The following is a 14,369-nucleotide window of genomic DNA, read 5'->3' on the forward strand; positions in this document are numbered from 1 at the left end:
TATGGCGGCGGTGGTCGCGAGTCGTCACAACCCGGTGGTGGGTGCGTTTTACGCCCGATTGCGTCAGGCCGGAAAGCCCCCGATGTCTGCCCTCGGCGCCGCCATGCGCAAACTGGTGCACATCGCCTTCGGCGTACTGAATCGACAAACCCCATTCCAGACCCAACCCCTCGGGGGTTGAGTCCGGATAGGAGAGACGGTATCTACCGGGGACGATCCCCGGTTGTAGGAGCGACTTCAGTCGCGATTACCGGCTCAGCGGTTGATCAAAGCCAGCTCCGCGTCGCGTTGCATCACCACCCACCAGCGATGGCCGTGATCGGCGTCGAAGCCCACCAGGGGCTGATCGGCGCAGGCGGCGGGCCGGGTCGGGGCGCTGCTCAGAAAGGCGCTGTTGAACGGTTGTTCCACCACGCACTCGGCGGGGGTAACCGCCTGCCAGCCGTCGGCGGTGCGCCAGCCCAGGGTCAGTGCCGCCGGGTCCAGATTGTCCGCTGCGTCGAAGGTCAGGCCATAGGCGTCGGAGACGGCGGTGGCCAGGTCCCAGTCCTTGCTGGCGGTGGCCGGCAGGGTATGCGGCTGCTTGGCGGTGCCATCCGGCTGGCTGCCTGGCAGGCCGGTGTCGGTCTCCAGATCCTTGGCGGCGCCGTAGGCGCTGGAGTAGGTACCGGTCTGGTTCTGGGTGCCGCTGACGATAAGCACGTCCGAGGCGGTGTCGGTGCCAGCCTCCTGCCAGCTCATGGTGACCAGTTCCTTGAGATCGATGGTGGTCTCCGGAATATCCAGCACGGCATCGTCGCTGGCATTGGGCACCACGCGATTCTCCGCGTTCAGATTGGGCGTCCAGGACTCGTTCATCTGGAACAGGAACTGGTAGGCCAGACGGGCCAGCTCGATAACGGTGCCGGCGCGGCTGAAGCCCGGTGTCACTTCCATGTCGCGGGTGCGGCTTTCCACCCGGTTGAAGGTGTCGTTGGTGCCGGCCACCATGCGTGCCACGCTGCCGTCATGGGCCAGGCAGTCGTTGCTGATGTACTGGCTGTCCAGGTACATCACCGGGCGCGTGTCCTCGGGAATCGAGGTCGGGTAAACCAGGCGCTCGCAGCGGTTTCCGGTGCGCGAGAATCGGTCCAGCAGTTTCCACTGGGGATCGGCCAGCTCTTTCTCGCCGTCCTCGTTGGCGCCGATGGTGTGCTCGGTGTACCAGGATTCATAGTCCACCCGGTCGCCGTCGAAGCTCAGCACGGAGGCGTTCACGTCATAGGCGGTGGAGCCATTGTCGCGGGTGTTCATTTTCTGCGCGACGATGCGTTGCACCAGCTCGCGCTCCCCGTAGCGGAATTCATAGCCTTTGTAGGACGCGTTGCCGGACATGATCTGGGTGTATTGCGGCAGCCGGTAGTTGCCGTCTTCCCGGGTCCAGGAGGTGGGGTCCACCCAGATCGGCGCCTGAATCACCGAGCGCTGGTACATGTGTTCGTGGCCCTGCACCCAGAGCACGTCATACTTGGAGAAGAACGCGCGGATCTCGTCCCACTGGTTCATCAGGTGGTTGTCGCCTTCCACCCCTTCCACGATCATCTCCCGGGTCTCGCCGTATTTGGCGCCGATCAGACCGTCGTGGCTGGCGATCACCAGATGATCGAACTCGCCTTCATGGGCGCTGACTTCCTGCTTGATCCAGTCGAAGGCGATCGGCAGGTTGTAGTACTTGAGCAGGAAGATCATCACGTTGCCGCGCATCACGTAGTAGTTCAGATACTGCGCGCCGCTCATGTGCACCGCATCCTCGGGGATGTAGTGCTTCATGTTCTCGATCCACTCCACGGAGTAGGCGTAGCTGTCCTCGTGGTTACCCATCAGCGGCAGGAACTCGATGCCGGCGTCGCGGTAGCTTTGCGCCACCGAGGTCCATTGCTCGAATTCCCGGGTGGTGCCGTGGTCGGTGAGGTCGCCCACCGGAATCACGATGTTGGCGCCCAGTTCCACTTCCTTGTCGAGCACCGCCTTCATGGGGTGCATGGCGACATTGTCGCCGCCGCCCTGGGTGTCGGGCAGCAGGCCGATGCGCACCGCGGTGCGCTCGGTGGGCGGCGTGCCACCACCGTCATTACCGTTGCCGTCGTTATTGCTGGAATGGGAGGAGTCGCCGCCACAGGCGGTCAGGGCCAGCGCCATGGCCATGGCGGCGGCGCCGGAGAGAAACGGTTTCATAATTATCCCCAGATATACCCGAAAAAGTCGGAGCCGCGCACGGCTCCATGACAAAGCGCTGAAAGCATGGCCGGGTAAAACGTCATTTCGATAAACGCCAAATGAATTTTATTTGAAGGTGGTGCCGTGCTATGAAGGGCGTCCTTGACTTGCCATGCGAGGAATGACAATGAAACTTGATGCAGCCGCTCTGGTGGCCCGCAAGGGTCAGGACCCGATCGCCATGCTGACCGCCTATACCTGTCCGGTGGCCCGTGGCGTGGAGCGCGCCGGCGTGCCGGTGATTCTGGTGGGCGACACCGTGGGGATGGTGGAGATGGGCTTCGACAGCACCCGCGACGTGACCCTGGAACACATGGAATACCACCTCGGCGCGGTACGGCGCGGCGCGCCGGACACCCACGTGATCGGCGATCTGCCCTACGGCACCGACGCCGACCCGGACACCGCCCTGGCCAGTGCCCGGCGCCTGATCGCCGCCGGCGCCGACAGCGTCAAGCTGGAGGGGGACAAGTACGCGGTGATCGAACATCTGGTGGCCAACGGCATCGACGTGGTCGGCCACACCGGCCTGCTGCCGCAGACCGCCGAAAGCTTCGCCAAGGTGGGGCGCGGCGAGGCCGAGGCCCGGCGTATCCGTGACGAGGCCCGGGCTATTCAGGACGCCGGCGCCTTCATGGTGGTGATCGAGCATGTGCCCTATGAGCTGGCGGGTGTGATCACCGCCGATCTGGCGATTCCCACCATTGGCATCGGCGCCGGGCCGGACTGCGACGGTCAGGTTCTGGTGATCAACGATGCCCTGGGGCTGGGTGACTACTGGCCGCCGTTCTCCAAGCAGTACGCCCACGCCAGTGACACCATCCTTGATGTGGCCCGGGCGTTTTCCCGGGAAGTGGCAAGCCGGGAATTCCCCAACAACATCATCAAGCTGACCGGCACCGGGCGGGGCTAACGGCGATCGCGACTGAAGCGGAACGCCGCCTGGTCGCTCCTACGGTGCCATACCCATTCTGTAGGAGCGACCTGTAGGAGCGACTTCAGTCGCGATCAAAGGCGCTAGGAGTGGGCGAGAATCGCCCGGCGCACGCAGTGCAGCACGCCGGTGGGGTAGTCGTCGCTGAGAAACTCGCGCACCTGACGGTAACTGAAGGTGTCATCGCCCAGGTTGGGCTGGGCGAGCAGGGCATCCTGGATGATGCCCAGCTCCGCCTGGGGCAGGCCCAGGGCCTGCTCCAGATCCAGGCGACCGCCCGCCACCAGATCGGCCAGTGCCCGGTATACCTCCGCCTCGCCCAGGCCCTGGCGATGGGCGATGGCGTCCGGTGTCATACCGGCCCGGGCCAGAGCCTCCAGTTCGTCCTGGTCGCTGTCCGGGGCGCGGCGTGGGTCGCGTACCTCGGTGGCCTGCTGGCTGGCGGCGCCCTCGTTGAGCACCGCCAGGAAGGCATCGCCGTAGGCGTCCAGCTTGCGGTCGCCGACGCCGCTGACGGCGGCCATCTCGTGGCGGTCCCGGGGGCGCAGGGCGAGCATGTCCATCAGGGTGGCGTCGTGGAAGATCACATAGGGCGGCACCCCTTCCTCCTCGGCCAGCCGTTTGCGGCAAGCGCGCAGGGCTTCCCACAGGGTGCGGTCGGCGTCGGCCACCTGGGGTTTGTCGCGGCGCGTGCGTTCGGTGGCCTTGGCGGTGTCCTTGCGCAGGTGCAGCACCTGCTCGCCGCGCAGATAGGGACGGCAGGTTTCGGTGAGTTTGAGGGCGCCGTAGCCCTCCGCGTCCACCGCCAGCAGGCCGCGCGCCACCAGTTGCCGGTAGATGGCGCGCCACTGGCCGGCGGAGAACTCACCGCCGATGTTCCAGGTGGAGACGTGATCGTGGCCGGCGGAAGCCACCTTGTCGCTGCGATTGCCGGTGAGCACATCCACCAGATGGTTGACGCCGAAGCGCTGGCCGGTGCGGTACACGCAGCTCAGCGCCATCTGCGCCGCCTTGGTGGCGTCGAAGGTCTTGGGCGGGTTCAGGCAGGTGTCGCAGTTGCCGCAGGGTTTTGCCAGTTCCTCCCCGAAGTAGTGCAGCAGTGCCTGGCGGCGACAGTGAGTCACCTCGCAGAGCCCGAGCATGGCTTCCAGGCGCTGGTTCTCGTGGCGCTTGAACTGCTCGCCGCCTTCCGACTGGGCCTGCATCTGCTTGTGGCGGATGGCGTCTTCCAGGCCATAGGCCATCCAGGCGGTGGCCGGTTCGCCGTCGCGGCCGGCGCGGCCGGTTTCCTGGTAATAGGCCTCGATGCTCTTGGGCATGTCCAGGTGCGCCACGAAGCGCACGTCCGGTTTGTCGATGCCCATGCCGAACGCCACCGTGGCCACCATCACCAGGCCCTCCTCGCGCAGGAAGCGCTGCTGGTGTTGGGCGCGGGTGCGGGCGTCCAGGCCGGCGTGGTAGGGCAGGGCGGCGATGCCTTGCTGGTTGAGCCAGTCGGCGGTCTGGTCCACCTTGTTCCGTGACAGGCAGTAGACGATGCCGGCGTCGCCGTTGTGCTCGGTGCGCAGCAGGCGCAGCAACTGTCGGCGGGCACCGTCCTTGCGTTCGATCCGGTACTGGATATTGGGCCGGTCGAAGCTGGACACGAAATGGCGCGCTTCGGTGAGGTCCAGCCGTTCGGCGATCTCGGCCCGGGTACGCGGGTCGGCGGTGGCGGTGAGCGCGATGCGCGGCACCTTGGGAAATTCCCGGTGCAGCAAGGACAGCTGCAGATAGTCGCTGCGGAAATCGTGCCCCCACTGGCTGACGCAATGGGCTTCGTCGATGGCGAACAGAGCCAGCGGCGATTGATGCAGCAGCTCCAGGGTGCGCGGCTGGATCAGCCGCTCCGGCGCCACGTACAGCAGGTCCAGTTCACCACGGCGCACCTGTTCCTGCAGGGCGAAGCTCTGCTCGCCGGTGAGCGTGGAATTGAGAAAGGCGGCGCGCACGCCCAGGGCGTTGAGCGCGTCCACCTGGTCCTGCATCAACGCGATCAGCGGGCTGACCACCACGCCCACGCCGTCGCGCACCAGGGCCGGAATCTGGTAACACAACGACTTGCCGCCGCCGGTGGGCATCAGCACCAGAGCGTCGCCGCCACCGGTGACCGTGTCGATGATGGCGGCCTGCTCGCCGCGAAATTCGTGGTAGCCGAAAACGTGCTGTAAAACGGAGAGGGGATCGCGTTGCATGGCGGCGAGTATACCCGCCCGCCGGTCCCCTGACATCCGGATGACACGACTTGGCGGTAATCTCTTACAACAACTTCAGCATTCGGACATGCATGGCGATCTGGACCGTCTTTCGCGAATTTCTCTGGCTGGGCTGCGTGAGCTTCGGCGGGCCCGCTGCCCACGTGGGTTATTTCCACCGTCGCTTCGTTACCGGCCTGGGCTGGCTGGACAACGACACCTTCGCGCGGCTGCTGGCGCTCACCCAGTTCCTGCCCGGCCCCGCCTCCAGCCAGCTCGGCTTCGCCATCGGTCGCCACCGGGCCGGTTTGCCCGGCGCCCTGGTCGCTTTCGTCGGCTTCACCCTGCCGTCGTTTCTGCTGATGCTGGCGCTGGCCCTGTACGCCACTCATCTGCCGGAGACCGTGCTGGGCGGATTGGTCCAGGGGCTCAAGTGGCTGGCGGCGGTAGTGGTGGCCGACGCCGTGCTCAACATGGCCGGCAAGTTCTGCCGGGACCGCCTCACTCTCGCCCTGGCGGTGTTCACCGCCGCCGCGCTGTGGTTGTGGCCGGGCATCGCCACCCAGCTGGTGGCGCTGCTGGTGGCGGCCCTGATCGCCCAGACCCGTCACCAGGACAGGCAGGGCGACCCGGCCAGCGCCACCGCCGCCGCCCCGCGCCGCTGGCCGCTGCTCGCGTTCGCTCTGATCTGGGCGCTGCTCTGGCTGCTCCCCGACGACGGCCTGGCCCGCCTGGCCGGCGATTTCTACAGCGCCGGCGCCCTGGTGTTCGGCGGTGGCCATGTGGTGCTACCGCTGCTGCAGGGCCTGGTGGGTGAACGCCTCCCCGGCGACGCTTTCCTGACCGGTTACGCCGCCGCCCAGGCGGTGCCCGGGCCGATGTTTTCCCTGGCCGCCTATCTGGGCGCGTTGCTGGCCCCCGGCGCGCCCTGGATCGGCGCGCTCACTGCTACCCTGGCGATCTTCCTGCCCGGCTTCCTGCTGGTGCTGGGCCTGGGCGACGCCTGGCAACGCCTCGCCAACCGCCCGGCCCTGGCCGGCGCCGTCACCGGCATCAACGCCGCCGTGGTCGGCTTGCTGCTGGCCGCCTTCTACGACCCGGTGTTGCGCTCGGCGGTGCACGGGGGGCTGGATCTGGTGATGGTGGGGGTGGGGTTTTTGTTGGTGCGGTGGGGGCGGGTGCCATTGGTCTGGCTGGTGGTTGGCATGGCGGTTTTGGGTCTGGTGGTTGAGTGGGTTTGAGGTTCTTCTCTCCAGAAGGGGGGCGTTTCGGCGTGGTGGGCCCATCCCGGACCGTTGGAGGCAGGGATGCCGGAAACGAGCTACAGGGACGTACTTGCCGCGTGTCCGGGATGGGCCCACCACGCCGAAACGCCCGAGCGAAAGCCAGCCCCCGGTGGGTATAGAGGCGGCGGCTTCGTAGTGGGGCGAGAGGTTCAGCCAACCGCCAATCCTTTCTGGAGGGTTCCTCTCCTTAACCCACCCAAAGCGGCGGCGATTCACCACCGAGCGCGGGGGTAAGCGGGGCGCCTTGCCGGGACCCTTGAGAACAGGACGTTCGAAAGGGAGCCTACAGGGACGTACTTGCGGCGTTCCCGGCAAGGCGCCCCGCTTACCCCCGCGCGCCCCTCTGGAGGGAATCAGCAACCCAATCCAACCCAAAACCAGCCAGACCCGCCGCTTGCCCCAAACCCGGAATGATGATTCAATCCTTGAAAGATCGGAATCCGGATTCCACTCATGGCTTATCGAGAAACCGCCCAGGTAAAAGCCCGCAAGGCCGCCCAGCGCGACCATCTGCTGGCCAGCGCCGAAACCCTGGTCCGCGAAAGTGGCTTCGCCGCCATGACCATGCAGGCCGTGGCCGACCGCGCCGGCGTTGGCGTGGGCACTCTCTACCGCTACTTCGACAACAAGGCGACGCTGGCCGCCGCCGTGTTCGAAGCCGCCACCCGCCGCGAGGTGGACGCCGTGGCCCGCGCCCTGGGCCACGACGGCCCCGCCGCCGAGCGCCTGGAACACGCCCTGCGGGTGTTCGCCCGCCGCGCCATGGCGGCGCCGCGCCTGGCCTGGGCGCTGATCGCCGAACCGGTGGAGCCGGAGGTGGATGCCGCCCGGCTGCGTTACCGGGCCGCCTACGCGGACCTCTACAAAAGAGTGCTGGACGACGGCGTGGCCCGGGGCGAACTGCCAGCCCAGTCCACCGCCCTGGGCGCCGCCGCCCTGGTAGGCGCCATCGCCGAAGCGCTGGTGGGCCCGTTGTCGGCGCCCCTGGCCGATGCCGATCTGCCGAATCAGCTCACCGCGTTCGCGTTGCGCGCGGTGGGCGCCGTGACGACTTCCTGAAGCAACCCGACAACCGCGACAACAGGCGCGCCGCCGGCGCGCGGGAGGATGGCACCATGAACGCCAAGCACGACGATCTTCACCTGGACCCCCTGGCCAGCACCCACGAGGTGTTCAACCAGGCACCGCCGCTGGAAAACTACGACGCCTTCACCGGCGACACCGCGCTCAAGGAAGCGGTGGTTCGCGAAGGCGGTGACTGGGGGGTGGACGACCTGAGCCGCTATGGCTATGAAACCACCCGGCCGGAAGTGATCGAGTGGGGCTACCAGGCCAATGCCAACAAGCCCGAGTTCGAGCCCCATGATCGCTATGGTCACCGCGTCGACCAGGTTAATTATCACCCGGCCTACCACAGCCTGATGAACATGGCCCTGCGCGAGGGGCTGCATTCCTCGCCCTGGACCGATCCCGGCCCCGGTGCCCATGTGGTGCGCGCCGCCAAGTACTACATGCACGCCCAGGTGGAAGGTGGCCACGGCTGCCCGATCACCATGACTTTCGCCGCCGTGCCCAGCCTCAAGCTGACGCCGTCCATCGCCGAGCGCTGGCTCGCCAAGGTGACCGCCCGGGATTATGACCCACGCAACGTGAGTCACCAGGACAAGCAGGCGCTCACCATCGGCATGGGCATGACCGAGAAGCAGGGCGGCTCCGATGTGCGCGCCAACACCACCCGGGCTTACCCGGTGGGCGCCGAGGGCCCCGGCGAACTGTACGAACTGGTGGGCCACAAGTGGTTCATGTCGGCGCCCATGTGCGACGCCTTCCTGATGCTGGCTCAGGCGCCCGGCGGGCTGAGCTGCTTCCTGGTGCCGCGCTGGCGCGAGGACGGCGGCAAGAACCCGCTGCAGGTGCAGCGCCTCAAGAACAAGGTGGGCAACGTCTCCAACGCCTCCTCCGAGGTGGAGCTGCGCGGTGCCCACGGCTGGATGGTGGGCGAGGAGGGGCGTGGCGTGCCGGCGATCATCGAGATGGTCGCCATGACCCGCTTCGACTGCATGATCGGCTCGTCCTCCGGCCAGCGCCAGGTGATGGCCCAGGCGGTGCATCATGTGGCGCACCGGGCCGCCTTCGGCGAGACCCTGCTGGACCAGCCGCTGATGCGCAACGTGATCGCCGACCTGCAGCTGGAGGTGGAAGGCTCCGTGGCGATGACCTGGCGCATGGCCCGCGCCCTCGATCACCAGGAGGATGAGCACGAGAAGCTGTTCGCGCGGCTGGGCGCGGCGGTGGGCAAGTACTGGATCTGCAAGCGCACCCCGCACCATGCCTACGAGAGCATGGAGTGCCTGGGCGGCAACGGCGTCACCGAGAACTTCATTCTCGCCCGCCTCTACCGGGACGCGCCCATCAACGCCATCTGGGAAGGTTCCGGCAACGTCCAGGCTCTGGATCTGCTGCGCGCCATGGGCAAGAGCCCCAAGGTGCTGGATGCCTGGTTCGCGGAGCTGGCCGGGGCCCAGGGGCGCAATCCGGTGCTCGACAAGGCGGTCAATGCTCTCAGGAAGGAACTGGGCGACAGCGAGGCCCTGCCGTATCGGGCCCGGGATCTGGTTGATCGCATGGCCCTGACCATGCAGGCCGCGCAGTTGGTGAAGGCCGGCAACGAGGCGGTCAGCGACGCCTTTATCACCGCCCGTCTGGACAGCGGCCACACCCGCAACTACGGCAGCCTGCCGCGCGGCGTGGACGTCGATACCCTGGTGGCCCGCGCCAACCCCTGGAACGCCTAGGGCGGCGCCCTGGTAGGAGAGGCGTCAGTAGGCGCCGCGGATGATGTCGATGCCGGGCTGGATGGTCTGCCGCCAGATCGCTTCCAGCTCGGCGTCGAATTGCGGGTCGTGGCGGCGCAGGGTTTCCATCAGCGCGTCCAGCCACAGGCCGTACCATTGCGGGTCGATATCCAGCTGGCGGCGCGAGTGGCTTTCGCCCAGGGCGCGCAGTTTGGTGGGCGGCATGCCACGGGCGTGCAGCACCAGCTGCATGATGCCGTTGCGCAGCAAATGGCGCTGGGCGGGCATGTCGGTATTGACGAACCGCTCGCGCACGGCCGGGGAACTGGCCATGAAGCGGTCATAGAAGTCGATGAAGAACTGCTCTTTGTTGCAGCAACGTCCGTAGCTTTGAAACACCCGGTCGCTGTCGATAATAGGCACGCTTGATCATCCGGTTGAGGCGGAAATGGCCGGCGGCCGGCAACGGCGCGCCGCGGGGCGCGCCATTATACAAGGAATGGCAGGCCGTGCGCGCGGGTCAGAGCTTGAGCCGTTCGGCGATTTCGAACCACATGGCCCGGTACGCCTGGGCGGCGGGGGTGTAGGGGGCGATCTCGCCCACCGGCGCCCGGTGGTCGCCCATCTGCTCCACATGGGTGGAGTAGGGCACCCAGGTATTCAGCCCGTTTTTCATCTCCGGTGGGCGCTTGACCAGCATCTGCACGTGCAGATCACGGCGCCGGTCCACCATGTTGAAAAACGGGACCACCTCAAGATGTTTGAATTTCTTGTCGGCCAGCCAGTCCAGCACCTGCTGGAAGGCGCGCAGGGACAGGTGGGTGGGAATCACCGGCACGAACAGGTAATCCGCCGCCGCGAAGATGCTCTCGGCCAGGGGGCTTAGGGTGGGCGGGCAATCCAGCACCACCAGTTCGTAGCTCTCGCCGAACGGCGCGATAAGCTGTTTGAGCCGGTTGCGGGCGCCGCCGGCCTCCACCAGCTTGACGTCGGCGTTGCGCATGCTGATATCGGCGGGTATCACTTCCAGATTGGGCCAGCGGGTTTCGCGCTTGAAACGGCCCACCGGCTGCTTGCCCTTGAGCAGGCCGCCGGCCTTGTAGCCCGGTTCCTCGTCGTCGACGCCGAGATAGAAGCTGGCGGCGCCCTGGGGGTCGAGATCCCACAGCAGGGTGCGGTGTTTCCAGCGGGCGGCGTGCCAGGCCATGTTGACGGCGGTGGTGGTTTTGCCCACGCCCCCCTTCAGGTTGTAAAAGGCGATGGTCTGCATGACATCCACATCCGGTTTTGGCGACGGCTCAGAGGCTAGCATGAAACGGCGTGCATCACACTTTGCCGGCCGGGCGTGTTTTAATACATGGCCCGGCAAAATCAACGCACGGCCCGGAGCAAGGAGAACGGGGTGACCGTCGACAAACGCTATCAGGTGTACATCAGTACCACCTACCCGGACATGCAGTCCGCCCGCCAGGCACTGATGCTGCCCCTGCTGGACCTGGGCCTGATGCCCATGGGCATGGACATGCACAGCGGCGAAAGCCACAACCTGATGCCCGTGGTCCAGCGCATGATCGACGACAGCGATTATTTCGTGATCCTGCTGGGCGGTCGTTACGGCACCCTGTCGCCGCTGGGGCTGAGCTACACCCACCGTGAGTACATCTTCGCCGCCACCAAACGCAAGCCGGTGGTGAGTTTCATCCACGACGATCCGCTCAACCTGCCCGACGATGTGCGCGAGCCCACCCGTGAAGGTCAGGTACGCCGGGATGACTTCGCCCGACTATTGGAAAACAAAACCCTCAGTTTCCGCTGGCGCGATGAAAGCGATCTGCGTGAGCGGGTGGCCCGGGTGATGCCCGACGTAATGCGCCAGTATCCGGCTCCGGGCTGGGTGCAGGCGGGCTCCGCCGGTGCCGCCGACGATGCCGGCAGCCGGGCGCTGCGCCGCCGGGTGGAGGAGCTGGAGAAGGAACGGGAGGAATTACTGGCCGCGCAGCGGGGGGCGCTGCGCAATCTGGCCCGGGGCACCGACCGCGTGGCGCTGGATTATTCCTGCAACGTCTACGAGGGCGGCGATTGCAAGGTGGCCATGGCCAGTTGTGAACTGGACTGGAATCGCATCTTCGCCTGCGTGGCGCCGCTGATGCTCAACCCGGTGTCCGAGCCGGTGATGCAGAAGGCCCTGGAGGATTACATCGCCCGCCAGGCTCTGGACAATGTCACCGCCGATTTCCCCAAGGCCCACGCGGTGCGCAATGTGGTGCTGGCGGGCCATGCCTTCAATCAGGTCAAGGTGCAGTTGCGCACTCTGGGGCTGATCACCCGCACCTCGGAGACCGACAGCCGTGGCCTGCCGTTGTGGCGGCTCACCGCCCAGGGCGACGCCGCCATGAGCCAGGCCATGGCGCGCCGGCGTTGAGGGGGTGCCGCTGGCCGCTTCGCCACCAGCACCGTCTTGCTGTTTCAGGCCTTTAGTTTTTCCTTCAGGAAATCAACGATGCCATCCACCGGCACGTCGGTGTTTTCCGCGTCGGTGCGGCCCTTGTATTCCAGGGTGCCCTTGTCCATGCCGCGCTCGGCGATCACCACCCGGTGGGGAATGCCCAGCAGTTCGGTGTCCGCCAGCTTGACGCCCAGCCGTTCCTTCTCGCGGTCGTCGAACAGCACTTCCACTCCGGCGTCCTCGAGCTCGCGATGGAGCTGCTCGGCCAGCTCTCTCTCGCGCGGGCTTTTCTTGATGTTCACCGGCACCAGGGCCACCTGGAACGGAGCGATGGCCGCCGGCCAGATAATGCCGCGATCATCGTGGTTTTGCTCGATGGCGGCGGCCACCACCCGGCTCACGCCAATGCCGTAGCAGCCCATGGGCATCACCACCGCCTTGCCGTTCTCGTCCAGCACCGAGGCGTTGAGCGCCTGGGAGTACTTGGTGCCGAGCTGGAAGATATGACCCACCTCGATACCGCGCTTGATGGTCAGGGTGCCCTGGCCATCCGGGCTGGGGTCGCCTTCCACCACGTTGCGCAGGTCCGCCACTTCCGGCAACGCCACGTCACGTTCCCAGTTGATGTTAAAGTAGTGCTTGCCGTCCTCGTTGGCGCCGGCGGCGAAGTCACCCATCACCGCCACGCCGCGGTCGGCGACGCAGGGGATCGGCAGGTTCACCGGGCCCAGGGAGCCGGGGCCGGCGCCGATGGTCGCGCGGATTTCTTCCTCGGAGGCGAATTCCAGGGGCGCCGCCACCGCGTCCAGTTTCTCCGCCTTGACGTCGTTGAGCTCGTGGTCGCCGCGCACCAGCAGAGCCACCAGGGCGCCTTCCTCGCTGCCTTTCACCACCAGGGTCTTGATGGTTTTCTCAATGGGCAACTGGAACTGGCTCACCAGGTCGTCGATGGTGCGCGCCTTGGGGGTATCCACTTTTTCCATGTCGGCGCCCGGGGCGGGGCGTTCCACCGCCGGTGCCAGAGCCTCGGCCAGCTCCACGTTGGCGGCGTAGTCGGACTGGTTCGAGAAGGCGATATCGTCCTCGCCGGATTCCGCCAGCACGTGGAATTCGTGACTGGCGGCGCCGCCGATGGCGCCGGTGTCCGCTTCCACCGGGCGGTAGTCCAGACCCAGGCGATCGAAGATGGCGCAATAGGCGCGGTGCATGATCCGGTAGGTTTGCTCCAGGGAGTCCATGTCGACGTGGAAGGAGTAGGCGTCCTTCATGACGAATTCCCGGGAGCGCATGATGCCGAAGCGCGGCCGGATCTCGTCGCGGAACTTGGTCTGGATCTGGTAAAAAGTGGCCGGCAGCTGCTTGTAGCTGTGCAGCTCGTTGCGCGCCAGATCGGTGATCACTTCCTCATGGGTGGGCCCCAGGCAGAAGGGATTGTCGTGGCGGTCGGTGAAGCGCAACAGCTCCGGGCCGTAGTCGTCGGCGCGGCCGGATTCCTGCCACAGTTCCAGCGGCTGCACCGCCGGCATCAGTACCTCCTGGGCACCGGCCCGGTCCATTTCCTCGCGCACCACGCGTTCCACCTTGCGCAGCACGCGCAGCCCGGATGGCATCCAGGTATAGAGGCCGGAGGCGAGCTTGCGGATCATGCCGGCGCGCAGCATCAACTGGTGGCTGATCACCACGGCGTCGGAGGGGGTTTCCTTGATGGTGCCAAGCAGGTACTGGGAGGTGCGCATGAGCGGTTTTGATTCCCTGGTCGGTGTGGAAGTCGATGGATGAAAGCCAAACGGGCATTCTAGTCAAACGCGGGCGCACCGGCCACAGCTGGCGGCGCTGGCCTTTCGCGACTGAAGTCGCTCCTACCGCGCACCAGGACGGTAGGAGCGACCGGGCGGCGTTCCGCTTCAGTCGCGATTCCCCCGGCCCGGGATTGCAGCCCGATGTCCGCCGCCGTATGTTCCAGGTTTCGTTTGCGGAGAGAAGCATGCTGACAGCGAAACAGGTGGAGGGTTTGATCCGTGGCGGCCTGCCGGCGGCGGCGGAGCAGGGTGTCGTGGTGGAGGAAGTGGGCGAACACCGGGCCCGGGTTCGCTACCGGTTCGACGCCTCCATGGTGCGCCCCGGTGGCACGGTGTCCGGCCCCACCCTGATGAGCCTGGCGGACGCGGCCATGTACGCCGCCATTCTCGCCAACCTGGACGGCCAGGAAATGGCCGTGACCCAGAATCTGAATATCAACTTTCTCAGCAAGCCGGCGCCGGCGGATCTGATCGGCGAAGCGGAGATCATCCGCCTGGGCCGCCGCTCGGCGGTGCTGGAGGTGCGCATTTACAGCGAGGGCAGCGCGCCCATGGTGGCGCACGTGACCGGCACCTACGCGATCCCGGCGGGCAAACCGTCGTAGGAGCGGTCGTTCGA

General features: G+C 66.4%; 11 protein-coding genes and 1 pseudogene. 7 read left to right on the top strand and 5 right to left on the bottom strand.

Annotation, left to right across the window (positions count from 1 at the left end; genetic code table 11):
• Nucleotides 1-181, top strand: a pseudogene (locus tag JF515_RS19380) (IS110 family transposase); the annotation flags it as partial.
• 74 nt (nucleotides 182-255) lie between these two features.
• Here JF515_RS19380 and JF515_RS05675 read toward each other — a convergent pair.
• Nucleotides 256-2,214 (bottom strand): metallophosphoesterase family protein, encoded by a 1,959-nt coding sequence (locus tag JF515_RS05675; protein WP_203101888.1) that lies wholly within the window; start codon nucleotides 2,212-2,214, stop codon nucleotides 256-258.
• A 169-nt stretch (nucleotides 2,215-2,383) separates the two neighbouring features.
• On the opposite strand from JF515_RS05675, the gene panB reads away from it, so the two are divergent.
• Nucleotides 2,384-3,169 (top strand): 3-methyl-2-oxobutanoate hydroxymethyltransferase, encoded by a 786-nt coding sequence (gene panB, locus JF515_RS05680; RefSeq protein WP_203101890.1) that lies wholly within the window; start codon nucleotides 2,384-2,386, stop codon nucleotides 3,167-3,169.
• Nucleotides 3,170-3,273: 104 nt separating this feature from the next.
• Here panB and recQ read toward each other — a convergent pair whose 3' ends face one another.
• Nucleotides 3,274-5,424, bottom strand: a complete 2,151-nt coding sequence (gene recQ, locus JF515_RS05685) for a DNA helicase RecQ (protein WP_203101892.1) — start codon at nucleotides 5,422-5,424, stop codon at nucleotides 3,274-3,276.
• A gap of 92 nt (nucleotides 5,425-5,516) precedes the next feature.
• On the opposite strand from recQ, the gene chrA reads away from it, so the two are divergent.
• The 3 genes from chrA (at nucleotide 5,517) to JF515_RS05700 (ending at nucleotide 9,505) form a co-directional block, all read left to right on the top strand.
• A complete protein-coding gene (chrA, locus tag JF515_RS05690) occupies nucleotides 5,517-6,665 on the top strand; it encodes a chromate efflux transporter (protein WP_238400888.1) in 1,149 nt (382 codons plus the stop codon).
• Nucleotides 6,666-7,163: 498 nt separating this feature from the next.
• Complete coding sequence (locus JF515_RS05695; RefSeq protein ID WP_203101894.1) at nucleotides 7,164-7,769, top strand: TetR/AcrR family transcriptional regulator; 606 nt, start codon at nucleotides 7,164-7,166, stop codon at nucleotides 7,767-7,769.
• A 56-nt stretch (nucleotides 7,770-7,825) separates the two neighbouring features.
• Complete coding sequence (locus JF515_RS05700; protein ID WP_203101896.1) at nucleotides 7,826-9,505, top strand: acyl-CoA dehydrogenase family protein; 1,680 nt, start codon at nucleotides 7,826-7,828, stop codon at nucleotides 9,503-9,505.
• Between the two features lie 24 nt (nucleotides 9,506-9,529).
• On the opposite strand, the gene JF515_RS05705 is transcribed toward JF515_RS05700, so the two are convergent.
• Together JF515_RS05705 and JF515_RS05710 are read right to left on the bottom strand one after the other, a co-directional pair.
• The gene (locus JF515_RS05705) at nucleotides 9,530-9,928 is read right to left on the bottom strand and encodes a globin (protein ID WP_238400889.1); all 399 of its coding nucleotides are present in this window, start codon (nucleotides 9,926-9,928) and stop codon (nucleotides 9,530-9,532) included.
• Nucleotides 9,929-10,025: 97 nt separating this feature from the next.
• The gene (locus JF515_RS05710; protein ID WP_203101898.1) at nucleotides 10,026-10,775 is read right to left on the bottom strand and encodes a ParA family protein; all 750 of its coding nucleotides are present in this window, start codon (nucleotides 10,773-10,775) and stop codon (nucleotides 10,026-10,028) included.
• Nucleotides 10,776-10,907: 132 nt separating this feature from the next.
• On the opposite strand from JF515_RS05710, the gene JF515_RS05715 reads away from it, so the two are divergent.
• A complete protein-coding gene (locus JF515_RS05715) occupies nucleotides 10,908-11,927 on the top strand; it encodes a DUF4062 domain-containing protein (RefSeq protein WP_338015173.1) in 1,020 nt (339 codons plus the stop codon).
• Between the two features lie 44 nt (nucleotides 11,928-11,971).
• On the opposite strand, the gene JF515_RS05720 is transcribed toward JF515_RS05715, so the two are convergent.
• Nucleotides 11,972-13,687: a proline--tRNA ligase gene (locus tag JF515_RS05720; RefSeq protein ID WP_203101902.1), complete on the bottom strand. Its 1,716-nt coding sequence runs from the start codon at nucleotides 13,685-13,687 to the stop codon at nucleotides 11,972-11,974.
• A gap of 248 nt (nucleotides 13,688-13,935) precedes the next feature.
• Between JF515_RS05720 and JF515_RS05725 the strand changes: the two genes are divergently transcribed.
• A complete protein-coding gene (locus JF515_RS05725) occupies nucleotides 13,936-14,355 on the top strand; it encodes a PaaI family thioesterase (protein WP_203101904.1) in 420 nt (139 codons plus the stop codon).
• Nucleotides 14,356-14,369 lie beyond the last annotated feature (14 nt).

The sequence above is a fragment of the Alloalcanivorax marinus genome (assembly GCF_016785095.1).
Taxonomy (GTDB): Bacteria; Pseudomonadota; Gammaproteobacteria; order Pseudomonadales; family Alcanivoracaceae; genus Alloalcanivorax; species Alloalcanivorax marinus_A.